The following is a 23,766-nucleotide window of genomic DNA, read 5'->3' as shown; positions in this document are numbered from 1 at the left end:
TCTCCGCGGCTTTGCCGATTTTGGTCGTTCGTCCGGTAACGACCGCGGCCGGCAACACTTGAGCGGGAGACTGAACGGGCGGTTCAGGCGATCCAGTGATCGACCAGCAGGAACGCGAACAGCGCCATCAGGTACACGATGGAATAGCCGAACATGCGCATCGAGAACATCTCGTCCGGCGGGTCGAGCATGCGCCAGGCGTACCAGAGGAACACCGCGTCCAGCACCAGGGTGCCGCCGAGGTAGAACACCCCGCTCATGCCCACCGCCACCGGCAGCAGGGTCACCACCACCAGCAGCACCGTGTACACCAGGATCTGCCGGCGGGTATGCGCCACGCCGTGGGTGACCGGCAGCATCGGGATCGAGGCCTTGGCGTAGTCGGCGCGGCGGAAGATCGCCAGCGCCCAGAAGTGCGGCGGCGTCCACACGAAGATGATCAGCACCAGCAGCGAGGCATAGGCCCAGTCCCACTGGCCCTGCATGCCGGTGATCGCGGCCCAGCCCAGCAGCGGCGGCGCCGCGCCGGCCAGGCCGCCGATGACGATGTTCTGCGGCGTGGTGCGCTTGAGGAACACCGTGTAGATCACCGCATAGCCGATCAGCGAGGCGAAGGTCAGCACCGCGGTGATCCAGTTGACCCACACCACCAGCACGGTCATCGACAGCGCGGTCAGCAGCGCCGCGAAGACCAGTACCTGCCACGGCAGCACCTTGCCCACCACCAGCGGGCGCCAGGAGGTGCGCGCCATCTGCGCGTCGATGCGCGCGTCCAGCAGTTGGTTGATCGCCGCCGCCGCCGAGGCCGCCAGCCAGATGCCGAAGAAACCGAGCAAGCCGGTGCGCACCTGCGCCCAGGTCGGCAGCCCCGGGATCGCCAGACACATGCCGACCAGGGCGGTGAACACGATCAACGCCACCACCTTGGGCTTGGTCAGGTCCCAGTAGTCGCGCCAGTGGACGCCGCGCGCGCTCATTGCGGTGCCCGCAATCGCGCCAGCAACGACACCAGCACGAACAGCAGCGCCACCGCGCCGGCGTTGTGCAGCACCGCCACCGGCAAGGGCAGCGCCAGCTTGACGTTGAGGATGCCCAGGCACACCTGCGCGACCAGCAGCAGCGCCAGCGCCGCGGCCCAGCCGCGCATGCCCGGCGTGCGGCTCAGGCGCCAGCTCAGCCACAGCAGGTAGGCCGCCACCACCATCGCCATCATCCGGTGCGCCATCTGGATGGCGATGCGCGCCGCGCCATCGAGCACGCCGCCTTCGTAGTCCACGCCGATGCCGCGCCACAGGGTGAAGCCCTCGCGGAAATCGTGCGGCGGCCACCACTGGCTGACGCAGCGCGGGAAGTTGTCGGCCGACCAGCTGCCGCCGCCGCAGGCCAGCGCCGCGTAGTTGGCGCTGACCCAGCCGCCCAGCGCGATCTGCAGCACCAGCACCGCCACGCCCAGGCGCAGCAGCCATTTCAGGCGCGGCGCATCGGCCAGGGTGATTGGCAGGTGGGTGGCGCGCCAGGCCATCCACACCAGCAGCGAGAACATCAGCAGGCCGCCCAGCAGGTGCCCCATCACCACGATCGGCTTGAGCAGCAGGGTCACCGTCCACATGCCCAGCAAGGCCTGGAAGATCACCACCGACAGGGTCAGCACCGCCGCGCGGGCCAGGTCGTCGTTGGACCAGCGCAGCGCCGCCAGCAGCAGGATCGCCTCGCCACCGACCGCCACCAGCATCGCCAGCCCCGGCCAGCCGGACATGTACAGCGGGATCGACAGCGCCACCAGCGCCGCCGCCGTGACGATCTGGGCGATGCCGAGCCGGCGCCGCCGCGCCGCCAGCAGCGACAGCACCAGCACCTCCACGCCCAGCGCACCGGCCAGGAAGCGGTGGATCTGCTCGCGCCAGGCCTTGTGCGTCTCCAGCGGCCGGATCTTGCTGGCGGCGTGGGTGTCGGCCTCGGCACTGGTCTGCGGCCAGGTGATGCGGCCGTAGCAGGTCGGCCAGTCCGGGCAGCTCATGCCCGCATCGGACAAGCGCACGAACGAACCGAACATGATGGTGCTGGCGGTGAACAGCGCCGCCAGCCAGGCCATGCGGTGGAAATGCCGGAACAGCGCCGGGCGCGCGAACAAGGTCATAGGAAGCGGCTCACAGGAGTTTCAGCAGTTTCGCCAGGTCCGCGCGCAGCCCGGCCGGGTCGAACCCGGGGGCATAGCGCAGCACCACGAAACCGTTCGGATCGATGACGTAGACCGGCACTCCGGCCGCATCGCGCACCCGCGGCAGCGCCGCCAGCAGCGCCGGGTCCGCGCGCAGCGCCTGCACCTGCGGCAGGGCCTGGGCGGCGGCCGGCGGCGTGCCGATCCACAGGATCTGCACGTGGTCGGCGTCGTGGCCGAACAGTTGCCAGACCTTGTCCAGGTCGCGCGCCAGCGCATCGCAGGCGCTGCCGCAGTCCGCCGGCGGCGCCAGCGCGATGCGCCACAGGCGCCGCTGCGGTTCCCAGGCGTAGCTGCGGCCGTCGGCCAGCCGTGGCTGCAGCGCGCGCAGGTCGGCCGGCGGCTGCAGCAGCTCGCCATGGTTGCGGCTGGCAGCCGGCTGCCAGCCGGAGAAGCGCAACGCGCCGGCGACCAGCATCGAGCCGAAGAACAGGACGAACAACACGATCAGCGGCCAGCGGCCGCGTGCGGCCGCCGGGCGCGGGGCCGGGGTGGGAGCATTCATGCCGGGGATTTTCTCATGCGCGCGCGCTCAGCGCCCGCCCCGTCCCCTGCGCGCGCGCCAGCTGAGCAGCGCCGCGGTGACCAGCACCGCCAGCGCCAGGCCGAACCATTGCACCGCGTAACCCAAGTGGCGCTCGGGCGGCAGCGTGTTCGGCAGCAGGTCCAGGTCGCGCGGATAGCCCAGCGGCAGGGCCGGATCCAGGCGCAGCACCTGCGACAAAATGTCGCGGCGGCCGAGCGCCTCGCCGATCGCCGCCGGCTCGATGCGCATCGCCAACCAGCGCTGCGGCGAGGGCGCCGCCACCAGCGCCGGACCCAGCGCCAGCCCATGCGACGGCGCCGGCCCGAGCAGGCCGACCAGCGTGTAGCGGCCCTGCAGCGGCGCCGGCTCCGGCAGCGCGCGGTCGGCCGGCAGCGGCAACCAGCCCAGCTCCACCAGCAACGGCGCCGCGACGCCGTCGGCCAGGAACGGCTGGTACACCTTCACCCCGCTGCGACCCTGCCGCAGTTGGTTGTCGAGCAGGATCTGCCCGGGCAGGAAGCGGCCGGCGCCATGCACCCAGCGCAAGTGGCCGGGCGGGCTCGCACGCAGCGCATCGGCCAGCGTCTGCGGGCGATCGCGCACATGCGCCGCCTGCGCCAGCAGCGCCTGTTTCTCGTGCATGCGCTGCAACTGCCAGCGACCAAGCAGGCAGAAGGCCAGCGCCACCGCCAGCGCGACGCTCCAGCCCAGCCACAACGGCATGCGCCGGCGCTCGCCCACGCGCGAGGCAGCGGCGAGGGTCATAATGCGGACACACCATGCGCCGAGACGCCCATGAACGACTCGCTGAAGACCTTGCTGATCGTCGCGTTCCTGCTGCTCATCCTGTGGAACCTGGGCGCCGGCCTGTATTACCTGTTGGTGGACCGCGGCCAGAGCAAGCGCACGGTGAACGCATTGACCTGGCGCATCGGCCTATCGGTGTGCCTGATCCTGCTGGTGATCCTGGGCATCTACACGGGAGTGATCAAGCCTCATGGGCTCGGGAGGTAGACGTTGCTTTCGGGATTCGGGATTCGGGATTCGAATGAGCATGCCGTGCGCGTATGACCGTGCACGCAAGATCCGCAAAGTGCGCTGTTCCTCGTAGGAGCGGCTTCAGCCGCGACCCGTTACCGGGAATGCGTCGCGGCTGAAGCCGCTCCTACAGCACCACCACCGAGGACGCGGGCACGCGCGGGATCCAACGAATCCCCAATCCCAACTTCCCAATCCCCGCCCTCAAAGCACATAGACGAACAGGAACAGCGCCAGCCACACCACGTCGACGAAGTGCCAGTACCACGCCGCCGCTTCGAAGGCGAAGTGGTTGTCGCGGCTGAAGTGCCCGCGCGTGATCCGCAGCAGCATCACCAGCAGCATGATCGTGCCCAGCAGCACGTGCGCGCCGTGGAAGCCGGTGAGCATGAAGAAGGTGGAGCCGTAGATGCCCGAGCCCAGGGTCAGGTTGAGCTCCTTGTAGGCATGCATGTACTCCTCGGCCTGGAAGTACAGGAAGGTGCACCCCAGCACCACGGTCAGCGCCTGGAACACCATCAGCCGGGTGCGGTGGCCGGCCTTGAGCGCGTGGTGGGCGATGGTCAGGGTCACGCCGGAGCTGAGCAGGATCAGTGTATTGATCAGCGGCAGGCCCCACGCCGGAATCGTCTGGAACTGGCCGCCGATGCCGCCCGGGCCGTTGGTCGGCCAGGCAGCGGAGTAGCCGTCCCACAGCAGCGCGTTGGTCATCACCCCGTCGCCCTCGCCGCCCAGCCACGGCAGGATGAAGGTGCGGGTGTAGAACAGCGCGCCGAAGAAGGCGCCGAAGAACATCACCTCGGAGAAGATGAACCACACCATCCCCATGCGGAACGACACGTCGACCTGGCGGTTGTAGTGCCCGGCGATCGATTCGCGGATCACGTCGCCGAACCACATGAACAGCGTCGCCACCAGCATCGCGATGCCGGTGAAGAAGGTCCACTTGCCCCAGGACGCGTCGTTGAGCCAACTGGCCACGCCGATCATGGTCACGAACATCGCGATCGAGCCGATGAACGGCCAGCGGCTCTGGCTGGGCACGTAATAGGCGTTGGCGGTGGCGTCGGTGCTGGGCTGGGCCATGGCAGGCATTCCGGTCGGGTCAGGGAGCCGCGCGCGCGGAACCGGCCAGTTTCGGCGATCCCAGTTCCGCGCTCAGCGCATCGTTCTTGTAGAAGGTGTAGGACAGGGTGATGGTGGTGATGTCGCGCGGCAGATTCGGATCGACGATGAAACGCACCGGCATGTCGCGCTTCTCGCCGGCCTGCAGGGTCTGCGCGGTGAAGCAGAAGCACTCGGTCTTGGTGAAGTAGCCGGAGGCGCGCGCCGGCGCCACCGACGGCACCGCGCTGCCGACGATGGCGTGCGCGCCATCGTTGTGCGCGTAGTACAGCGCCTCGTTGAGCTCGCCCGGCACCACCTGCATGGTCAGCTGCTCCGGATGGAACGACCACGGCAGCTTGGAGTTCACGCCGCCATCGAACTGCACCGTGACCGTGCGCTTGCCCGCCAGTGGCTTGCCGGCCTGCGGACCTTCGCCCGGGCCGCGCTCCAGGCGCACGCCGAACACCTTCTCGCAGGCGATGCGGTACAGCGGCACCAGCGAGAAGGTCAGCAGGAACACCGCCAGCGCCACGCCGACCAGCTTGAACAGCCCGGCGCTGCTGTGCACCTGCGGCGCCGGCGCGTTCATCGGCCCAGCACCCCGGTGAGGATGAAGCCGACATAGATCGCCAGCGCCACCGCGCCGACCACCAGCGCGGTGCGCGCCGCACGCTTGCGGCGCAGGACCAGGTCGTCGAGCGGCGGTTGCGCGGTCATCAGTGGCTGATGTCGTCGTGGGCCAGGTCGCCGGGCTTGAGCACCGGCGGCAGGGTGAAGGTATGCGCCGGCGCCGGCGACGGCACCGTCCACTCCAGGCCGCGCGCGCCTTCCCACGAGCGCGCTTCGGCGCGCGCGCCGTTGCGCAGCGACGCCAGCAGGATGCCGGCCATCAGGAACGGGGTGACGAACATGCCGAACGCACCGATCGAGCTGACCAGGTTCCAGTCGGCGAACACCACGTTGTAGTCGGGGATGCGCCGCGGCATGCCGGCCAGGCCGAGGAAGTGCTGCGGGAAGAACAGCAGGTTGACGAACAGCATCGTCCACCAGAAATGGAACTTGGCCCAGGCCTCGTTGTACATGCGCCCGGTCCACTTCGGCCACCAGTAGTACACCGCCGCGATCAGCGCGAACACCGCGCCGGTGACCAGCACGTAGTGGAAGTGCGCGACCACGAAATAGGTGTCGTGGTACTGGAAGTCGGCCGGCACGATCGCCAGCATCAGCCCGGAGAAACCGCCGATGGTGAACAGGATGACGAAGGCGATGGCCCACAGCATCGGCGATTCGAAGGTCATCGAGCCCTGCCACATGGTGCTGACCCAGTTGAACACCTTCACCCCGGTGGGGATGGAGATGAGCATGGTGGCGAACATGAAGTAGATCTCGCCGCCCAGCGGCATACCCACGGTGAACATGTGGTGGGCCCAGACGATGAAGCTCAGGAACGCGATCGCCGCGATCGCGTAGACCATCGCCTGGTAGCCGAACAGCGGCTTGCGGCTGAAGGTCGGGATGATTTCGCTGATCACGCCGAACGCCGGCAGGATCATGATGTAGACCTCGGGATGCCCGAAGAACCAGAAGATGTGCTGGTACATCACCGGGTCGCCGCCGCCGGCGGCATTGAAGAACGAGGTGCCGAAGAACTTGTCGGTGAGCAGCATGGTCACCGCGCCGGCCAGCACCGGCATCACCGCGATCAGCAGGAACGCGGTGATCAGCCAGGCCCAGCAGAAGATCGGCATCTTCAGCAGGTCGATGCCCGGCGCGCGCATGTTCAGCACGGTGGCGATGATGTTGATCGCGCCCATGATCGAGCTGATGCCGGCGACGTGGATGGCGAACACCGAGAACGCGACGTTGTAGCCGCCCTGCAGCATCAGCGGCGGGTACATGGTCCAGCCACCGGCCGGCGCGCCGCCGGGCAGGAACAGGGTCAGCAGCAGCAGGGTGAAAGCCACCGGCAGCAACCAGAACGACCAGTTGTTCATGCGCGGCAGCGCCATGTCCGGCGCGCCGATCTGCAGCGGGATCATCCAGTTGGCCAGGCCGACGAAGGCCGGCATCACCCCGCCGAAGATCATCACCAGCGCGTGCACGGTGGTCATCTGGTTGAAGAACTCGGGCTTGACGAACTGCAGGCCCGGCTGCGCCAGTTCGGCGCGGATCACCACGCTCATCGCCGCACCGATGACGAACATGGTGAAGCTGAAAAGCAGGTACAGCGTGCCGATGTCCTTGTGGTTGGTGGAGAAGAACCAACGCTCGACGAAGCTCTGCTGATGCCCGTGCTCGTCGTGGTGATCGACTGCCGAATGGGCCATGGCGGCTACCTCAGGAAAGGAATGCTGGAGATCAGGCGGCTTGCACGAACGGGTGCGAGTCGGAACGGGGACGCGACAGCCGCGCCTGCGGCGGCGCTGCCGGCGCCTGGGCATCGGCGGGCGCGGCAGCGGGTGCGGCCGTGGCCGGCGCGGCCGCCGGAGCCGCCGTCGGCGTGGCCGGCGCAGGCGCGGCGGCGGGCGCCGGCTTGCGCGATGCCAGCCACTTCTGGAAGTCCTGCTTGCTCACTGCCTCGACCACGATCGGCATGAAGCCATGGTCCTTGCCGCACAGTTCGGCGCACTGGCCGCGGTACACGCCGGGGGTGTCGATGCTGGTCCAGGCCTCGTTGATGATCCCGGGGATGGCGTCCTGCTTCCACCCAAGTGCCGGCACCCACCAGGCGTGGATGACGTCGTCGGCGGTGATGACGAAACGCACCTTGGTATTCACCGGCAGCACCAGCCGGTTGTCCACGTCCAGCAGGTAGTGCGGGTCGTGCTCGACAGTGGGCACCGCACCGCTCTGCCGCAGGCGATCGGAACTGCGCGCCAGGCGGCTGGTGAACGTCACGTTCTCGCCCAGGTATTCGTAGCGCCACATCCACTGGTAGCCGGTGACCTTCACCGTCATCTCGGCATCGCGGGTGTCGTACATCGCGATGAGCTTGGCCGTGGCGGGCCACGCCATCACGATCAGGATCAGCACCGGGATCACCGTCCACACGATCTCGGCCTTGGTGTTGTGGCTGAACTGCGCCGGCACCGCGCCCTTGGACTTGCGGAACTTGAAGATCGCATAGGCCATCGCGCCGAACACCAGCACGCCGATGACCACGCAGACCCACAACGCGACCATGTGCGCGTCGTAGGCGTTGCGCGCGCTCTGGGTGACGCCCCTGCCCATGTTGAGCTGCCACGGCTTGGGATCGGCCGACTGCGCCCACGCCAGCGGTGCGGCCATCGCCGCCGCCAACGCCATCCCGCCCCTGACCGCCTGTTGCACCCACCCGCCGCGTTGCTTCATTGCCTAGACCCCTTGGAGCGTCATCGGTTGCGGCCGGTCACGGCCGCGAGCAAGCCTTCCAGGGTCTGCGCCAGTTGCCGGCGTTCGTCGGGGCCGAGGAACTCGCCGACCCGGACCTGCTTGCCGCTGGATGCCAGCACCACCCTGTCGTCGCCTTCGATCCGCAACCGCACCCAATGCGGATGGGCCCGGAACGCCGGCGTTCCTGCATTCGGACGGGTCACTTCCACGCAGGCCGGACCCACCCGGATATCCTCTTCGCGCTCGCCGCCGCGCCACGACCAATGCAGCGCGAGCGCCACCACGATGCTGTGCAACAGAGCGAACGCAGGCGCGAACACGTTGCCGGCGAGCCACCCCAGCCCAGCCACGGCCCACATCGCCCCGGCCAGTGCGACGAACAACAGAACGAATTGCCGGGCATTCAACGCCCGCGGCGGTCGCAGCCGCAGCTGCGTACCCGACCCCTCCGGAGAAAACGGAAACATTTCGATCATGTCGAACCGCGCTTCCGAACCGCTCGCGCCCCGAGCCGCGAGCACGCCTGGATGGTAGCCCCGGGCCTGCGCGGCGGCAAGCGCGCGTTCACCACAAAAAATGCTGCAGCGCAACCAGATTCGCGTTCAGCCTGGACGCTGCCGCCGGCATCGCGACGATGCCGGCGACGCCCTGCGCGTGCAGGCGCTGACATAAAATGGTGGGCTCTGTCCCTGGCCTTTCCCGCATGAACGCTCTGCCTGGCGCCGGCTCTGTTCCGGCGATGCCGTCCGCGTCCCCTTCGCCCTTGCTGTCCCCCGAACTCCCGCCCGCGCCGCAGGCCCTGCGCGCGGCGATCACCGCTGCCTGGCTCAAGGACGAAGCCGAACACGTGCGCGAACTGCTCGAGCAGGCGCGCCTGCCCGCGGCCGACCAGGCCAAGGTGCAGGCGCTGGCCGCCGACCTGGTCACCCGGGTGCGCGCCCGCGCCCAGGACCAGGGCGCGATCGAAGCCTTCATGCGCCAGTACGACCTCGGCAGCGAGGAAGGCGTGCTGCTGATGTGCGTGGCCGAAGCGCTGCTGCGCATCCCAGACCAGGACACCGCCGACAAGCTGATCCGCGACAAGCTCGGCGATGCGGACTGGAAGAAGCACATGGGCGAGAGCGACTCGATTCTCGTCAATGCCTCGACCTGGGGCCTGATGCTCACCGGCAAGCTGGTGCAGATCAACGATCTCACCCGGGCCGACGTGTCCGGCGCGTTCAAGCGCCTGATCGGCCGCGTCGGCGAGCCGGTGATCCGCCTGGCGGTGCGCCAGGCGATGAAGATCATGGGCCACCAGTTCGTGATGGGCCGGACCATCGGCGAGGCGCTGACCCGCTCGAAGAAGGGCGACAACGCCCACTACCGCTATTCGTTCGACATGCTCGGCGAAGGCGCGCTGACCATGAAGGACGCGCAGCGCTACCTCGATGCCTACCGCCAGGCGATCCACGCCATCGGCAGGCATTTCGCCGCGCAGCGCCAGCAGGGCGGCAAGGACGCGGTGTTCGCCGCGCCCAGCATCTCGATCAAGCTCTCGGCGCTGTACCCGCGCTACGAGCACGCCAAGCGCGCGCGGGTGATGGCCGAGCTGGTGCCGGGCGTGCTGGAACTGGCGCAGCTGGCCAAGTCCTACGGCATCGGCTACACGGTCGATGCCGAAGAAGCCGACCGCCTGGAACTGTCGCTGGACATCATCGAGGCCACCTTCTCCGATCCCTCGCTGGACGGCTGGGAGGGCTACGGCCTGGCGGTGCAGGCGTACCAGAAGCGCACCCCGTACACGATCGATTTCCTCGCCGACCTGGCGCGCCGCGTCGGCCGCCGCATCCCGGTGCGCCTGGTCAAGGGCGCGTACTGGGACGCGGAGATCAAGCGCGCGCAGGTCGAGGGTCACCCGGGCTATCCGGTGTTCACCCGCAAGCAGAACACCGACGTGTCCTACCTGGCCTGCGCCAAGCGCCTGTTCGCGCACAGCGACGCGCTGTACCCGATGTTCGCCACCCACAACGCGCAGACCATCGCCGCGGTGCGGGCCATCGCCGGCGGCCGCGACTACGAGCACCAGAAGCTGCACGGCATGGGCGACGACCTCTACGCCGAAGTGATCCCCGCCGACCGCCTCGGCGTGCCCTGCCGCGTGTACGCGCCGGTGGGCTCACACGAGGACCTGCTGCCGTACCTGGTGCGGCGCCTGCTGGAGAACGGCGCCAACTCCAGTTTCGTCAACCGCATCACCGACGAAGACGTGGCCATCGAAGACCTGATCCGCGACCCGGTCGAGGCCGTGTCCGCATTCGCCTCCATCCCGCATCCGAAGATTCCGCTGCCGGTCGATCTGCTGCGCAGCCAGAACCACAACAGGAAGAACTCCATGGGCGCCAACCTCGCCAACGACAACGATCTGCGCGCGCTGGCCGACCAGCTCAACACCGCGCTCAAGCCCTGGCACGCCGCGCCGCTGGTGCCCGGCGCGGTGATCGCCGGCGATGCGCTGCCGGTCGCCAACCCGGCCGACCGCCGCCAGATCGTCGGCCACTGGAAGCCGGCCGATGCCGCCACCGTGGAGAAGGCACTGAGCAATGCCGCAGCCGCCTATCCGGCCTGGAACCGCACCCCGGCCGCCAGCCGCGCCACCATCCTCGAACACGCCGCCGACCTGCTGGAAGCGCGCATGCCCGAGTTCATGGCGCTGTGCGTCAAGGAAGCCGGCAAGACCCTGCCCGACGGCGTGGCCGAAGTGCGCGAGGCGGTGGACTTCCTGCGCTACTACGCCGGCCAGGCGCGCGCGCAGTTCGGCGCCCCCGAGCGCCTGCCCGGGCCGACCGGCGAATCCAACGAGCTGCAGCTGCACGGCCGCGGCGTGTTCGTGTGCATCAGCCCGTGGAACTTCCCGCTGGCCATCTTCCTCGGCCAGGTCGCCGCGGCGCTGGCCGCCGGCAACAGCGTCATCGCCAAGCCGGCCGAGCAGACCAACCTGGTCGGCCATGCCGCGGTGAAGCTGCTGCACGAAGCCGGCGTGCCGGAGGCGGTGGTGCAGTTCCTGCCCGGCGACGGCGCCACCGTCGGCGCCGCACTGACCCGCGACGCGCGCGTGGCCGGCGTCGCCTTCACCGGCTCCACCGAGACCGCCCGCGCGATCAACCGCGCGCTGGCCGCGCGCGATGCCGCCATCGGCGTGCTGATCGCCGAGACCGGCGGCCAGAACGCCTTCATCGCCGATTCCTCGTCGCTGCCCGAGGCGGTGGTCAAGGACGCGATCTCCAGCGCCTTCATCTCCGCCGGCCAGCGCTGCTCGGCCGCGCGCGTGCTGTTCGTGCAGGACGACATCGCCGACAAGGTGATGACCATGCTGGCCGGCGCCATGGCCGAACTGAAGGTCGGCGATCCCGGCCTGCTGTCCACCGACGTCGGCCCGGTGATCGATGCCGACGCGCTGCAGATCCTCACCGATCATGCCGCACGCATGGACCGCGAGGCGCGCGCCATCGCCGTCGCCGCGACCGACGCCGCCACCGCGCACGGCAGCTTCTTCGCCCCGCGCGCCTACGAGCTGCAGTCGCTGGCGCAGTTGCAGCGCGAGATCTTCGGCCCGGTACTGCACGTGATCCGCTGGAAGGCCGACCAACTCGATGCGGTGATCGACCAGATCAACGCCACCGGCTACGGCCTGACCCTGGGCGTGCATTCGCGCATCGACGAGACCATCGAGCGCATCGCCTCGCGCGTGGCGGTGGGCAACGTCTACGTCAACCGCAACCAGATCGGCGCGGTGGTCGGCGTGCAGCCGTTCGGCGGCCAGGGCCTGTCCGGCACCGGCCCCAAGGCCGGCGGCCCGCACTACCTGCTGCGCTTCGCCACCGAAAAGGTGGTGACGGTCAACACCACCGCCGCCGGCGGCAACGCCTCGCTGCTGACCCTGGGCGACTGACCGGCCTATCTCGGCGCAGCATTCCCCCCGGAACCTGCGCCGACCGCCCGGCCTGCCGCGGCGCGCACCGCACGCCGCGGACAGGCACAAAAAAAGCCCCGCCGAAGCGGGGCTTTTTCGTGAGCCGTGAAGCGCCTGCGATCAGAACTTGTAGTTGACCGAAGCCGCCAGCACGTTGCCGCTCACGTCGTAGTCGCCGACCAGGGTGTTGCCGGTGGCGCTGGTGGTGGCGATGCTCGGATCGCTGGTGAACAGGTGGGTGTAGCCGAAGCTGTACTCGGACTGCTCGGACGGCTTCCAGGTCAGACCCAGCGAGACCCACTTGCGGCTCGCATCCGGCACGCGCACGTCGCGGTGACGGTCGGTGGTCGGGGTCTGGTCGTAGGCCAGGCCGCCACGCAGGGTCAGCGTGTCGCTCATGCGGTAGTCGGCGCCCAGCGACACGAAGGTGGTGTCGCGATACGAGAAGTCCAGCACGCTGTCGGGCTGGTTGGAGGCGAAGTCGACGGTGACCTTGTCGAACTTGCTCCAGGCGGTGCGGGTGACGTCGGCCATCACCGTCCACTGCTCGTTGATGTTGTGGGTGAAGCTGGCGGTGGCGCTGGCCGGCAGCTTGACCGTGGCGCGGCCCTTGGTGTCGACGAAGGTGCCCGGCGCGGCGACGGCCAGCACGGTGGCGGCATTGCCCGGCACGGTGAAGTCGGCGTCGCCGCCGGTGATCTTGTGCTCGACCTGCGACCGGTAGCTGAAGCCGATGTGGGTGTTCTCGTCGATGCTGAACAGGCCGCCCAGGGTGAAGCCGACCTCGGTGTTGTCGCCCTTGATGCGCGAGAAGCCGTCGGCGCTGCCCGGCGCGAAGCCCGGCACGCGGCGCGAGGCCAGGATGGTGCCGAAGTCGATGGCGTTGGTCAGATCGATGTCCAGGCGCTCGGCGAACACCGACGCGCCGAACGACACGTACGGGTTGACGTCGTAGGAGAAGGCGAAGTTCAGGTCGATCGCCTGCAGTTCGGTCTTCACGCCGTTGTAGCGGCCGACCCAGTCGCGGTCGTATTCGGTCTTGAAGCCGAACGGCACGGTCAGCGAGGTGCCGAAGTGCATGTTGTTGTTTTCGCCGAACGGCATGTGGAAGTACACGGCCGGGACCGGCGCGATCATGCCGGCGTCGCCACCGCGGCCGCCCGAGATCGGCGCGCCGGTGGCATAGGTGCCGCCGTCGCCCTGGTACTTGGCCGAGAACTGGATGGCGCTGACGTCGGCCTGGAACACCTTGCCGTCGAGCTGGCGCATGCCGGCCGGGTTGTTGGCAATGATGGACGCGTCGCCGGGGGCGCTGCCGGAGCCGGCAAAGGCGCGGCCCAGGCCCTTGGCGCTGTTCTCCTTGAGCTGGAACGCGGCGCCGTGCGCCTGGCCCATGGCCAGCGCGCCGACGATGCCGACGGCCAGAGCGGTGAAACGGACGAACTGGGTTGCGTTTTGCATGGCTAGTTTTTCTCCGGAAGACGAATTGTCTGTGTTCGCGTCTGCGCAGGCCGGGGCCGAAAAGACCCAGGAGTGCGCGCCGGAGTCCCCTCCCGACATACGACGCCGTATGCGAGTATACGCCTCCGCGTTAACTCAACAATAACGACATGATACGTTCAGGTTCGTGTGGAGTCGGCGTGCGTTCAGCCGGATGAAGCCGTTATCGTGGCGTCCCTGGCGGTCTCCTGCTTCCCTTTCCTCGCATGTTCGTTTCCATCCCCTCCCGCGAACGCACCACGCTGCGCTGGGCCACCCCGCTGCTGTTCGCGGCGATGTGGCTGGCCTTCCTGTGGTCGATCAGCCGCCCCGACGAGGCGCGCGCGACCCTGTGGCTGGACTGGGGCGCGCTCTCGGCCGGGGTCGGCAGCCCGCGCGACTGGCTGGCCACGGTGCAGGACGGCAGCGTGCTGCGCCTGTTCACCGCGCTGTTCCTGCACGCCGACTGGTCGCACCTGCTCGGCAACCTGGTGTTCCTGCTGATCTTCGGCCTGCCGGCCGAGCGCGTGCTGGGGCCGTGGCGGTTCCTGCTGCTGTTCCTGGGCGGCGGGGCGATCTCCAACCTAGCCGCGGTGTTCGCGATCGGCACCCCGGACCGGGTCATCATCGGCGCCAGCGGCGCGGTCTCGGCACTGATCGGCACCTATCTGGCGCTGTTCCCGCGGGCCAAGCTCGGCGTGGTGCTGCCGCTGGGGCTGTTCCTGGAGTTCGTGCGCGCCCCGGCCTCGCTGCTGATCGGCACCTGGGCGGCGCTGCAGGTGGTGTTCGCCTACATCGGCCCGGCGTTCGGCATGGTGGCGTGGTCGGCGCACCTGGCCGGCTTCGCCTTCGGCATGGTCTACGGGCTGTACGTGCGCGCGGCGATCGCGCGGCGGCTGCGCAAGCGCAAGGGGTTCTGAGCCGCGTGCGGCGACGGCCGCGCCTTATACTGCGGGCATGTTCAAGCACCTGTACAAAGTGACCTTCCTCAACCACGGCAAGGTCTACGAGCTGTACTGCCAGCACGTCGGCAGCAGCCACCTGTGGGGCTTCACCGAGATCGGCACCCTGGTGTTCGACGTGCACGACGGGCTGGTGATCGATCCCACCGAGGAACGCCTGCGCGAGGAGTTCGGCGCCACCAAGACGCTGCACCTGCCGATGCAGAGCATCGTGCGCATCGAAGAGGTGGAGAAGAAAGGGCCGTCGGCGATCCGCGATGCGACCACCGGCGAAAAGGTGGTCACGCCGTTCCCGATGCCCGGCAAGCCGCGCTGAGCGCATGCGCATCCTGATCGCCGACGACTATCAGGATGCGGTGCGTCACCTGCCCTGCTTCGCGCGCCTGCAGGCGCACAGCGTGCAGGTGCTGACCGCGTTGGCGCCCGACCGCGCGACCTTCCTCCGACGCGCCGCCGAGGCCGAGGCGCTGGTGCTGATCCGCGAGCGCACCCGCATCGACGCCGCGCTGCTGGCGCAACTGCCGACGCTGCGCCTGATCAGCCAGACCGGGCGGATCGGCGAGCACATCGATCTAGCCGCCTGCACCGCGCGCGGCGTGGCCGTGGCCGAAGGTGTCGGTTCGCCGGTGGCGCCGGCGGAGCTGACCTGGGCGCTGCTGATGGCCGCCAGCCGGCGCTTGCCCGCCTACCGCCATGCGCTGCTGGCCGGACACTGGCAGGTCACCGGCGATGCGCAGCTGGGCCGCAGCCTGGATGGTCTGACGCTGGGCATCTGGAGCTACGGCAAGATCGGCCGTCGCGTCGCCGCCTACGGCCGTGCCTTCGGCATGCAGGTGCAAGTGTGGGGCAGCGAGGACAGTTGTGCGCAGGCGCGCGCCGACGGCTTCGCGGTCGCTGCCAGCCGCGAGGCGCTGTTCGCCGAGAGCGATGTCCTCAGCTTGCATCGCCGCCTGGTCGCGGCCACCCGGCACCAGATCGGGCTGGACGACCTGCTGCGGATGAAACCCGATGCGTTGCTGGTCAATACCAGCCGCGCCGAACTGCTTGCGCCGGGCGCGCTGCTGGCCGCGCTGGACGCCGGTCGCCCGGGACAGGCAGCGCTGGACGTCTTCGAACAGGAGCCGGTGCTGGACCCGCAGCATCCGCTGCTGCGGCATCCGCGCGTGCTGGCGACGCCGCACATCGGCTACGTCGAGCAGGCCAGCTACGACCTGTATTTCGGCACGGCTTTCGACAACGTGCTGGCCTTCGCCGCCGGCACGCCGCAGCGGCTGGCCAATCCCGAGGTGCTGAGCGCCCGCGGCTGAGCGGCAGACCGCCTTCGTCCAGCGGGCGCGCCGCGCGCTAGGCGACGGCGCGCCGCGACCGGCTCAGGAACCGGACGCCGGGGCCGGTTCGGGCGTATTCGTTGCCGGCTTGGCCGCGTCGGGCTTGGCCGGTTCCGCTGCCGGCGGCTTTGCCGGGGCCTGCTTCGGCGCCGCGCCCGCCGGCTTGTGCGCCGGCTTGGCCTTGCCCTTGCCGGCCGGGGCCGCCGCAGCGGCCCGCGCCACGGCGCCGGGCTGCTTCAGTTCGGCCAGCGCCTGCGCGATCGGGCCATCGCCCGGCAGCACGTCGCCGGCGGTGTAGCCCTCGGCGCCCTCGTCGTCGCCATGCAGATGGCCCGGCAGGGTCGCTTCGCTGTAGTCGGCGATCGCGGCCGGCTTGTCGGCGTCGTCCGCACTCGCCTCCGGGTGCAGCACCACGTCGGGCACGATGCCGCTGGCCTGGATCGACTTGCCGCTCGGCGTGTAGTAGCGCGCCGTGGTCAGCTTGACCGAATCGCCGTTGTCCAGCGGCAGCACGGTCTGCACCGAGCCCTTGCCGAAGGTACGGCTGCCGACGATGCGCGCGCGCTTGTTGTCGCGCAGCGCGCCGGCCAGCACTTCCGAGGCGCTGGCCGAACCGGCGTCCACCAACACCACCATCGGCGCGCCGTTGAGCAGATCGCCGGGCGTGGCGTCGAACTTGGAATCGCTGACCGAGATGCGCCCACGCGTGCTGACGATGGTGCCCTTGTCGAGCACGTCGTCGGCCACCTGCACCGCGGCGGTCAGCAGGCCGCCCGGGTTGCTGCGCAGATCCAGCACCAACCCGCGCAGCTTGCCGCCGGCCTGCGCCTGCAACTGCTGCAGCTGCTTGTGGAAATCGGCGCCGGTGTCGGCCTGGAAGGTGCTGATGCGGATGTAGCCGTAGCCCGGCTCGAGCATGCGGCTGCGCACGCTGGCCACGCGGATGGTCTGCCGGGTCAGGGTCACGTCGAACGGCTTGTCGACCTTGTCGCGGGCGATGGTCAGCACGACCTTGCTGCCCGACTCGCCGCGCAGCGGCTCCATCGCCTTGACCGCGCTGATCGGCTTGCCGTCGATGGCGATGATGATGTCGCCCGAGCGCAGGCCGGCGCGCGCGGCAGGCGTGTCGTCGATCGGCGACACCACCTTGAGGGTATTGTCCGGCAACTGCAGCAGCTCCACGCCGATGCCGTCGTAGGCGCCGCTGGTCTGCTCGTCGAAGGCCTCGGCGTCTTCCTTGCTGAAATAGGTGCTGTGCGGATCCAGGTCCAGCAGCAGACCGCGGATCGCGGACTGCATCAGCTTCTTGTCGTCGACCGGATCGACGTAGGCTTCCTTCACCGCGTTGTAGACCGCGACGTAGCGGCGGATCTCGTCCAGCGGCACCTTGGTGCTGGCCGATTCGGTGGCATCGGGATCGTCGGCGCTGGCCGCCGGGGCCGTGGGCGTCTGCGTCTCGGCGCGTTGCGCCATCGACGGCAGCGGCGCCAGGGCGAGCAACAGGGCTGCGGACAGGACTACGCGCATGAAGCACTCCGATTGGGGAAGACCCGCACCGTGCACGGCGCGGTTGTCCGGATTATGCGCGAAGCGGAGCTAAATTCGCGTTGAACGCACCGCGTTGGCGTGGCTCAGCGGCGCTGCAGCCACGACGATGGATCCACCGGCTGACCATTGCGGCGCAGTTCGAAGTACAGCGCCGGACGGCCCTGGCCGCCGGAATTGCCGACCTTGGCCACCGCATCGCCGCGCTTGACCTTGGCGCCGGCGTCGCGCAGCAAGGTGTCGTTGTGCGCGTACAGGCTCATGTAGCCGTTGCCGTGGTCCACGATCAGGATCATGCCGTAGCCGGTCATCCAGTCGGAGAACACCACGGTGCCGTCGGCGACTGCGGTGACGGTGCTGCCGGCGGGGGCGGCGATCAGCACGCCGCTGCTGGTGCGCCCGTCGGGCAGCCGGCCGCCGTAACGCGCGATCAGGTCGCCCGACAGCGGCCAGCCCAGGCCGCCGACCTTCAACGGCGGCGCCGAAGCGACCACCTTGGGTGGCACCTTGCCACCACCACGCCCGGCCTTCGCCGCGGCCTTGGCCTGCGCCGCCTGCTCGGCGGCTTCGCGCCTGGCCGCGGCACGGCGCTCGGCTTCGGCACGGGCCGCCGCGGCGCGCAGGTTGGCGAGCAGGGTTTCCAGCGCCTTGGCGTCCTGGCCCAGCGCCTTCTCGCGTTCGCTGCGGTCCTGATAGCGCTGGTCCAGTTCCGAGACCACGCTGGCGCGCTGCTTGCGGTCGCGCTGCAGGGCCTGCGCCTGTTCCTGCTGGCGGCGCTGGGCTTCGCTCAGTTGCTGCTTCTGTTCGACGACCTCGCGCTGCACCTGTTCCAGCGCCTGCAACTCGTGGGTCAAGGTGGCGATGCGCTGCGCGCGCTCGCGCTGCAGGTAGCGGTGATAGGCCAGCAGGCGGTTGGCGTCGGCCACGCGGTCCTGCGCCAGCAACAGCTTCAGCGGCGCATTGCCGCCGATGGCGTAGGCCGCGCGCAACAGTTGCGCCAATTCGGCGCGCTGGCGGGTCAGGCCGCTGCGCAGGCCATCGCGCTTGCGTTCGAGCTCGGCCAGGGTCTGCTGGTGCCGCTGCAGCGCCTGCTGCGTCTGCGCCAGGCTGCGGCCGGTGGCGGCGACTTTTTCGTCGGCCTCGCGCAACTGGCGTGCGGCGTCGCCGCGCTTGCCCTCCAGTTGCCGCCGTTCCTCGGCCACGCTCTTCAGCTCGCCGCGCACCTTCTCCAGGCGCTTCTCGGCCTCGCGCGGATTCTGCGCCGCGGCCATCCCCGCGGTCAGCAGCCACGCCGCCGCCAGCAGGCTGCGCAACGGCCCGCGCCAGTCGCCGGGCGCACGCCGCTCGGCCGCGCAGGGCGCGGCGGAATGCGATGGGACAGGCGCGGCTGCGGGCAAGCGGGGGTCCAGTGACTTCAGGCAGGTGTGGATTGTAGCGAAGCGTGTTGTGATCGCCTCACGATTGATTGCCGCCGCATCGTCGGCGCCCGGGAGGTGAGGGATGAAACGCATGCATCTGGCGGTTGTGCTGGCCTTGGCCCTGGCCGGCCCGGCGTTCGCGAGCGAGAGCATCAGCAAGGTCAACGGCAGCATCACCGCCGACGCCGGCAAGCAGTACGGGGATCTGGAAACCGTCAACGGCAGTATCAACGTCCAGTCCGGCGCCCAGGTAGGCAGCGTGGAAACGGTCAACGGCAGCGTCAAGGTCGCCGACGGCGCGCAGACCAAGGGTCTGTCCACGGTCAACGGCGGCATCACCCTCGGCGAGCGCGCGCAGGTCGCCGGTTCCATCGAAACCGTCAACGGCGGCATCTTCGTCGACCGCGGCGGCCGCGTCGGCGGCGGCATCGAGAGCGTCAACGGCAGCATCGGCCTGGTCGCCACGCAACTGGACAAGGGCATCGAGACGGTCAACGGCGACATCACCGTCGGCCACGATTCGCATGTCGGCGGCGGCATCTCGATCAACAAGCCCAGCTTCAGCATGTCGTTCAAGCCGGCGCGCAAGCCGCGGGTCATCGTCGGCCCGCGTGCGGTGATCGACGGCCCGCTGCGCTTCGAGCGCGAAGTCACCCTGTACGTGCACCGCAGTGCCAAGACCGGGCCGATCACCGGGGCCACCGCGTTGCCCTTCGACGGCGACACCGCGCCGAACAACTGAGCCGCGTTGCCGTGCGCACCCGGGTGCGCGCGGCTTGCCTATAGAATCCAGGGTTCCCTCGCCACCAGGAGCCCCCATGTCCCGCAAGCTCGTGCTGTGCCTGGCCGCAGCGGCGGCGCTGACCGCGTGCAAGCGCGAAGCCCCCGCCCCGGCCGCCGACGCCGCGCCACCGACCGCAGCGCCCGCGCCTGCTGCGGCGCCCGCGCATGCGTTTTCCACCGGGATCGCGCCGGCGGACTTCGCCGAACTGGTCAAGACGCTGTCCTCCGACGCTTTCGAAGGCCGCGGCCCCGGCACGCCGGGCGAGGACAAGACCGTGGCCTACATCCGCGACCAGATGCAACGCATCGGCTTGCAGCCGGGCAACGGCGACAGCTGGTTCCAGGACGTGGCGATGACTGAGACCACCGCGGCGCCCGGCACCACGCTCACCATCGCGCACGACGGCGCGGCACGGCAGCTCGCCTTCGGCACCGACATGGTGGTGGGCACGCGCACCGGCCAGCCCGAGGTCAAGCTCGATGGCAGCGACATGGTCTTCGTCGGCTACGGCGTGGACGCGCCGGAGCAGAAGTGGAACGACTATGCCGGCCAGGACTGGAAGGGCAAGACGGTGGTGATGTTCGTCAACGACCCCGGCTTCCACACCGGCGACGGCAGCCTGTTCGAAGGCAAGCGCATGACCTACTACGGGCGCTGGACCTACAAGTTCGAGGAAGCCGCGAGCAAGGGTGCCGCCGCCGCGTTGATCGTGCACGACACGCCCGGCGCCAGCTACGGCTGGGACGTGGTCAAGAACTCCTGGTCCGGCGCGCAGTACGACCTGCCGGCGAAGGACGATCCGGAGCCGCGCATTCCGGTGCAGGGCTGGCTCACCGCCGAGGCGGCCAAGAAGCTGTTCGCCGACGCCGGCCTGGATCTGGCACAGGCCTACAAGGACGCCAGCAAGCGCGGCTTCAAGCCGGTCCCGCTGAAGGCCAAGCTCTCGGTGGACCTGAAGAGCACCATCGCCGAGAAGACCTCGCGCAACGTGGTCGGCGTGCTGCCCGGCAGCAGCCGCGCCGACGAAGCGGTGGTGTACATGGCGCACTGGGATCACCTGGGCAAGCACGAGGGCGAACCGGGCGACAACATCTACAACGGCGCGGTCGACAACGCCACCGGCGTGGCCGGCATCCTGGAAATCGCCGAGGCGTTCGCGCACCAGCAGCCCAAGCCCGAGCGCTCGGTGGTGTTCCTGGCGGTGACCCTGGAAGAGTCGGGACTGCTCGGTTCCAAGTACTACGTGGCGCATCCGACCTTCCCGCTGAACAAGATCGCCGGCGTCATCAACCTGGATGCGATGCCGGTGGCCGGGCGCGCCAGGGATTTGGTGGTCAACGGGTTCGGCAACTCGCAGCTGGAAGACCTGCTCAAGCCCATCGCCGCCGCGCAAGGCCGCGTGCTGCACTCTGAAGACGCGCCGCAGAGCGGCTTCTACTTCCGCTCCGATCACTTCAACTTCGCCAAGGCCGGCGTGCCCGCGCTGTACATCGACGGCGGCGAGGACTTGGTCGACGGCGGCATCGAGGCCGGACGCCGTGCCGCGGCGGACTACGCCAAGCGTTATCACACGGCGGCCGACGAGTACGACCCGGCGACCTGGAAGCTCGATGGCGTGATGGACGACCTGCAGGCGGTATACGGGGTCGGCAAGGAACTGGCCGCCGGCGACAGCTGGCCGAACTGGTATCCGGACAACCCGTTCAAGGCCGCACGCGACAAGATGATGGGCCGGCCCACGTCGCTGCCGGCAGCGGCGCCTGCCGCCGCCAAGTAGGCGGCTGCGCCCTCCAGTTTCATGGCAACGGCGCTTCGGCGCCGTTGTCGTTTGTGGGCGTCGGTCGTGCGACGGGCGGCATAGGGCGCGCGGAACACGACGGCATGCGTTGCCATCATCGCTGTGCCGGCTTCCATCCGATCATGTTCAACAGCGCGTTGCGGGTGCGCTGTTGTGGGGGCCTCTTCGAGGCGCCTCGAATCACGACACCTGGCAACTGTAGGAGCGGCTTCAGCCGCGACAGGAGTTACCGGGAATGCCCGTCGCGGCTGAAGCCGCTCCTACAGCGGTGGATCGCGCATCAGTCGCCTGGATACCGACGGCCTTGGCGCGACACGACACGCAGTCGCGGTCTGTCTGGCTTTCGTCAGCGCGGGGCGAATCAGGCTGACGTTCTTACGATGTATTCAATCACGACAAGATGGATTCGCGCGCCTCGCGGAGCATCACCACCCTGCAGAGCGCGTGGCTCGCCTTGCGGCCATCCGCTGCGCTGCCTGTCGGCTGTCTCGATCCTGCAGCGCTTCGTTCCCGCGCCCAAGGATGCCTGCGACCTGTTCCCCGGAAACGAGGATCCACCGCCCCTGGCGCATACGACGATATCGGCCCCGCCCTCCCCAATAGAAAAGCCCGGGCATGCTTGCCCGGGCTTCCGAGGTCTCGCCATGATGCGTGACGTGGCCGCGGTAGCGAAACGCCACCGCGGACGCCGCCTCAGGCCGCTCGCTTGGTCTGTGCCAGGCTGGCCATGTCGATGACGAAGCGGTACTTCACGTCGCCCTTGAGCATGCGCTCGTAGGCCTCGTTGATCTGCGCCATCTCGATCGTCTCGATGTCGGACACGATGCCGTGCTTGGCGCAGAAATCCAGCATTTCCTGAGTCTCACGGATGCCGCCGATCAGCGAGCCGGCCAGCTGGCGCCGCTTCATGATCAGGTTGAACACCGTCGGCGACGGATGCGGTTCGGCCGGTGCGCCGACCAGGGTCATGGTGCCATCGCGCTTGAGCAGGGTCAGGAAGGCATCCAGATCGTGCGGCGCCGCCACGGTGTTGAGGATGAAATCGAAGCTGTTGGTATGCGCCGCCATCTCCTCGGCGTTCTTCGACACCACCACCTCGTTCGCGCCCAGACGCAGCGCATCCTCGCGCTTGCCGGCCGACGTCGTGAACAGCACCACGTGCGCGCCCATGGCGTGGGCGATCTTCACGCCCATGTGGCCGAGGCCGCCCAGACCGACGATGCCGACCTTCTTGCCAGGACCCACCTTCCAGTGGTTCAGCGGCGAATAGGTGGTGATGCCGGCGCACAGCAGCGGCGCCACCGCGGCCAGCTTGTCGGCATCGTGGCGGATGTGCAGCACGTACTTCTCGTCGACCACGATATGGTCGGAGTAGCCGCCATAAGTGTTCTCGCCGCCGAACATCGGGCCGTTGTAGGTACCGACGAAGCCGTTTTCGCAGTACTGCTCTTCGCCATCGGCGCAGGAGGAGCAGTGCCGGCAGCTGTCGACCATGCAGCCGACGCCGGCCAGGTCGCCGACCTTGAAGCTACCGACCTGGTCGCCCACCGCGGTGACGCGGCCGACGATTTCATGGCCTGGTACCGATGGGTACTGAGTGTTGTGCCACTCGTTGCGGGCGGTATGCAGATCGGAGTGGCAGACGCCGCAGTAGAGGATCTCGATGCTGACATCCTTGGCACCGAGCGCACGGCGCTCGAAGGTGAAGGGGGTCAGCGGCTGATCGGATGCCTGGGCGGCGTATCCAGTGGCTTGGCTCATGGGGAAGGCCTCGTGGTGGGTGAAAGGGGGCCGAGAGCGACGCGTGAAGCAGGCAGCGAATGCCCTCGCGATCGCCGGAATCGGAAAAAAGTCTAAGCGCCATGGCATGAAAGGCACGCATCGCTCCATGGAACGGTACGATGCGCTCGCTCAAAACCCGCTGTCGAAGTGGCCAGTTGTGGACTGGCGCACGTGTTCAGCTGAACCTGGATGTACTTCGCCGATGGCGTGCGGGCAGCGATTGCTTCATCAGTCAAGCGCGCCTGTGGAAGACGCGCGACATCGATGAGACGCACGACATAAAAGACCCCAAAAAGTCTTTGCAAGAGTTCGGTGACGCCCCTGCGGGGCCGCTTCCCCCGCAAAGGGGGTCGTGGTCCTGGCGGGAGAAGGGAGGAACCGAGCCCCTCTCCCCGCGGGAGAGGGGTCGGGGTGAGGGAACGGGCAGCGCCTCGCCGATCCGTCATTTCGAGGCTTT

The 23,766-nt window shown here is 68.8% G+C and carries 21 protein-coding genes; 7 read left to right on the top strand and 14 right to left on the bottom strand.

Going from position 1 to position 23,766, the window contains the following annotated elements:
* Nucleotides 1-83: 83 nt before the first annotated feature.
* Genes cyoE through FHR56_RS11695 form a run of 4 tightly spaced genes read right to left on the bottom strand, consistent with a single transcriptional unit; the run spans nucleotide 84 to nucleotide 3,509 of the window.
* A complete protein-coding gene (gene cyoE, locus FHR56_RS11710) occupies nucleotides 84-977 on the bottom strand; it encodes a heme o synthase (RefSeq protein ID WP_160945716.1) in 894 nt (297 codons plus the stop codon).
* On the bottom strand, nucleotides 974-2,137 hold the full coding sequence (locus tag FHR56_RS11705) for a COX15/CtaA family protein (protein WP_017914359.1): 1,164 nt from the start codon (nucleotides 2,135-2,137) through the stop codon (nucleotides 974-976). Before FHR56_RS11705 ends, cyoE begins: the two co-directional genes overlap by 4 nt.
* 10 nt (nucleotides 2,138-2,147) lie before the next feature.
* A complete protein-coding gene (locus tag FHR56_RS11700; RefSeq protein ID WP_160945717.1) occupies nucleotides 2,148-2,723 on the bottom strand; it encodes a hypothetical protein in 576 nt (191 codons plus the stop codon).
* A gap of 27 nt (nucleotides 2,724-2,750) precedes the next feature.
* Complete coding sequence (locus FHR56_RS11695) at nucleotides 2,751-3,509, bottom strand: SURF1 family protein (protein WP_160945718.1); 759 nt, start codon at nucleotides 3,507-3,509, stop codon at nucleotides 2,751-2,753.
* Between the two features lie 30 nt (nucleotides 3,510-3,539).
* Here FHR56_RS11695 and FHR56_RS11690 point away from each other — a divergent pair, with 30 nt between their 5' ends.
* The gene (locus tag FHR56_RS11690) at nucleotides 3,540-3,758 is read left to right on the top strand and encodes a twin transmembrane helix small protein (protein ID WP_010341612.1); all 219 of its coding nucleotides are present in this window, start codon (nucleotides 3,540-3,542) and stop codon (nucleotides 3,756-3,758) included.
* 228 nt (nucleotides 3,759-3,986) lie between these two features.
* On the opposite strand, the gene FHR56_RS11685 is transcribed toward FHR56_RS11690, so the two are convergent.
* Genes FHR56_RS11685 through FHR56_RS11665 form a run of 6 tightly spaced genes read right to left on the bottom strand, consistent with a single transcriptional unit; the run spans nucleotide 3,987 to nucleotide 8,737 of the window.
* Nucleotides 3,987-4,868 (bottom strand): cytochrome c oxidase subunit 3, encoded by an 882-nt coding sequence (locus FHR56_RS11685; RefSeq protein ID WP_160945719.1) that lies wholly within the window; start codon nucleotides 4,866-4,868, stop codon nucleotides 3,987-3,989.
* A gap of 19 nt (nucleotides 4,869-4,887) precedes the next feature.
* Nucleotides 4,888-5,478 (bottom strand): cytochrome c oxidase assembly protein, encoded by a 591-nt coding sequence (locus FHR56_RS11680; RefSeq protein ID WP_160945720.1) that lies wholly within the window; start codon nucleotides 5,476-5,478, stop codon nucleotides 4,888-4,890.
* On the bottom strand, nucleotides 5,475-5,606 hold the full coding sequence (locus tag FHR56_RS20610) for a hypothetical protein (RefSeq protein ID WP_255421423.1): 132 nt from the start codon (nucleotides 5,604-5,606) through the stop codon (nucleotides 5,475-5,477). Before FHR56_RS20610 ends, FHR56_RS11680 begins: the two co-directional genes overlap by 4 nt.
* Nucleotides 5,606-7,216 (bottom strand): cytochrome c oxidase subunit I, encoded by a 1,611-nt coding sequence (gene ctaD / locus FHR56_RS11675; RefSeq protein ID WP_153753398.1) that lies wholly within the window; start codon nucleotides 7,214-7,216, stop codon nucleotides 5,606-5,608. Before ctaD ends, FHR56_RS20610 begins: the two co-directional genes overlap by 1 nt.
* Before the next feature lie 31 nt (nucleotides 7,217-7,247).
* Nucleotides 7,248-8,240 carry a cytochrome c oxidase subunit II gene (gene coxB / locus FHR56_RS11670; RefSeq protein WP_160945721.1) on the bottom strand — a complete coding sequence of 331 codons (993 nt, stop codon included), beginning with the start codon at nucleotides 8,238-8,240 and terminating at the stop codon, nucleotides 7,248-7,250.
* 20 nt (nucleotides 8,241-8,260) lie between these two features.
* On the bottom strand, nucleotides 8,261-8,737 hold the full coding sequence (locus tag FHR56_RS11665; RefSeq protein ID WP_019796200.1) for a DUF2244 domain-containing protein: 477 nt from the start codon (nucleotides 8,735-8,737) through the stop codon (nucleotides 8,261-8,263).
* A gap of 263 nt (nucleotides 8,738-9,000) precedes the next feature.
* Here FHR56_RS11665 and putA point away from each other — a divergent pair, with 263 nt between their 5' ends.
* A complete protein-coding gene (gene putA / locus FHR56_RS11660; RefSeq protein WP_160945759.1) occupies nucleotides 9,001-12,192 on the top strand; it encodes a bifunctional proline dehydrogenase/L-glutamate gamma-semialdehyde dehydrogenase PutA in 3,192 nt (1,063 codons plus the stop codon).
* Between the two features lie 141 nt (nucleotides 12,193-12,333).
* Here putA and FHR56_RS11655 read toward each other — a convergent pair whose 3' ends face one another.
* A complete protein-coding gene (locus tag FHR56_RS11655) occupies nucleotides 12,334-13,674 on the bottom strand; it encodes an outer membrane protein transport protein (RefSeq protein ID WP_019797063.1) in 1,341 nt (446 codons plus the stop codon).
* 245 nt (nucleotides 13,675-13,919) lie between these two features.
* Here FHR56_RS11655 and FHR56_RS11650 point away from each other — a divergent pair, with 245 nt between their 5' ends.
* Genes FHR56_RS11650 through FHR56_RS11640 form a run of 3 tightly spaced genes read left to right on the top strand, consistent with a single transcriptional unit; the run spans nucleotide 13,920 to nucleotide 15,961 of the window.
* On the top strand, nucleotides 13,920-14,612 hold the full coding sequence (locus tag FHR56_RS11650; RefSeq protein WP_010340917.1) for a rhomboid family intramembrane serine protease: 693 nt from the start codon (nucleotides 13,920-13,922) through the stop codon (nucleotides 14,610-14,612).
* Nucleotides 14,613-14,649: 37 nt separating this feature from the next.
* Nucleotides 14,650-14,970, top strand: a complete 321-nt coding sequence (locus FHR56_RS11645; protein ID WP_160945722.1) for a DUF1820 family protein — start codon at nucleotides 14,650-14,652, stop codon at nucleotides 14,968-14,970.
* Nucleotides 14,971-14,974: 4 nt separating this feature from the next.
* The gene (locus FHR56_RS11640) at nucleotides 14,975-15,961 is read left to right on the top strand and encodes a D-2-hydroxyacid dehydrogenase family protein (RefSeq protein ID WP_160945723.1); all 987 of its coding nucleotides are present in this window, start codon (nucleotides 14,975-14,977) and stop codon (nucleotides 15,959-15,961) included.
* Nucleotides 15,962-16,024: 63 nt separating this feature from the next.
* Here FHR56_RS11640 and FHR56_RS11635 read toward each other — a convergent pair whose 3' ends face one another.
* Together FHR56_RS11635 and FHR56_RS11630 are read right to left on the bottom strand one after the other, a co-directional pair.
* Nucleotides 16,025-17,509: a S41 family peptidase gene (locus FHR56_RS11635; RefSeq protein ID WP_160945724.1), complete on the bottom strand. Its 1,485-nt coding sequence runs from the start codon at nucleotides 17,507-17,509 to the stop codon at nucleotides 16,025-16,027.
* Nucleotides 17,510-17,613: 104 nt separating this feature from the next.
* On the bottom strand, nucleotides 17,614-18,798 hold the full coding sequence (locus FHR56_RS11630; protein WP_160945760.1) for a peptidoglycan DD-metalloendopeptidase family protein: 1,185 nt from the start codon (nucleotides 18,796-18,798) through the stop codon (nucleotides 17,614-17,616).
* A gap of 229 nt (nucleotides 18,799-19,027) precedes the next feature.
* Between FHR56_RS11630 and FHR56_RS11625 the strand changes: the two genes are divergently transcribed.
* Nucleotides 19,028-19,687: a hypothetical protein gene (locus FHR56_RS11625; protein WP_160945725.1), complete on the top strand. Its 660-nt coding sequence runs from the start codon at nucleotides 19,028-19,030 to the stop codon at nucleotides 19,685-19,687.
* A 76-nt stretch (nucleotides 19,688-19,763) separates the two neighbouring features.
* Complete coding sequence (locus FHR56_RS11620; RefSeq protein ID WP_160945726.1) at nucleotides 19,764-21,506, top strand: M28 family metallopeptidase; 1,743 nt, start codon at nucleotides 19,764-19,766, stop codon at nucleotides 21,504-21,506.
* A 714-nt stretch (nucleotides 21,507-22,220) separates the two neighbouring features.
* Here FHR56_RS11620 and FHR56_RS11615 read toward each other — a convergent pair.
* Entirely contained in the window at nucleotides 22,221-23,288 is a 1,068-nt protein-coding gene (locus FHR56_RS11615) for an NAD(P)-dependent alcohol dehydrogenase (RefSeq protein ID WP_160945727.1), read from the bottom strand.
* Nucleotides 23,289-23,766 lie beyond the last annotated feature (478 nt).

The sequence above is a fragment of the Xanthomonas sp. F10 genome, from assembly GCF_014206815.1.
In the GTDB taxonomy this organism is placed as follows: Bacteria; Pseudomonadota; Gammaproteobacteria; order Xanthomonadales; family Xanthomonadaceae; genus Xanthomonas_A; species Xanthomonas_A indica.
The sequence above is the reverse complement of the archived record's forward strand: the minus strand, read 5'-3'. Positions and strand labels throughout refer to the sequence as shown.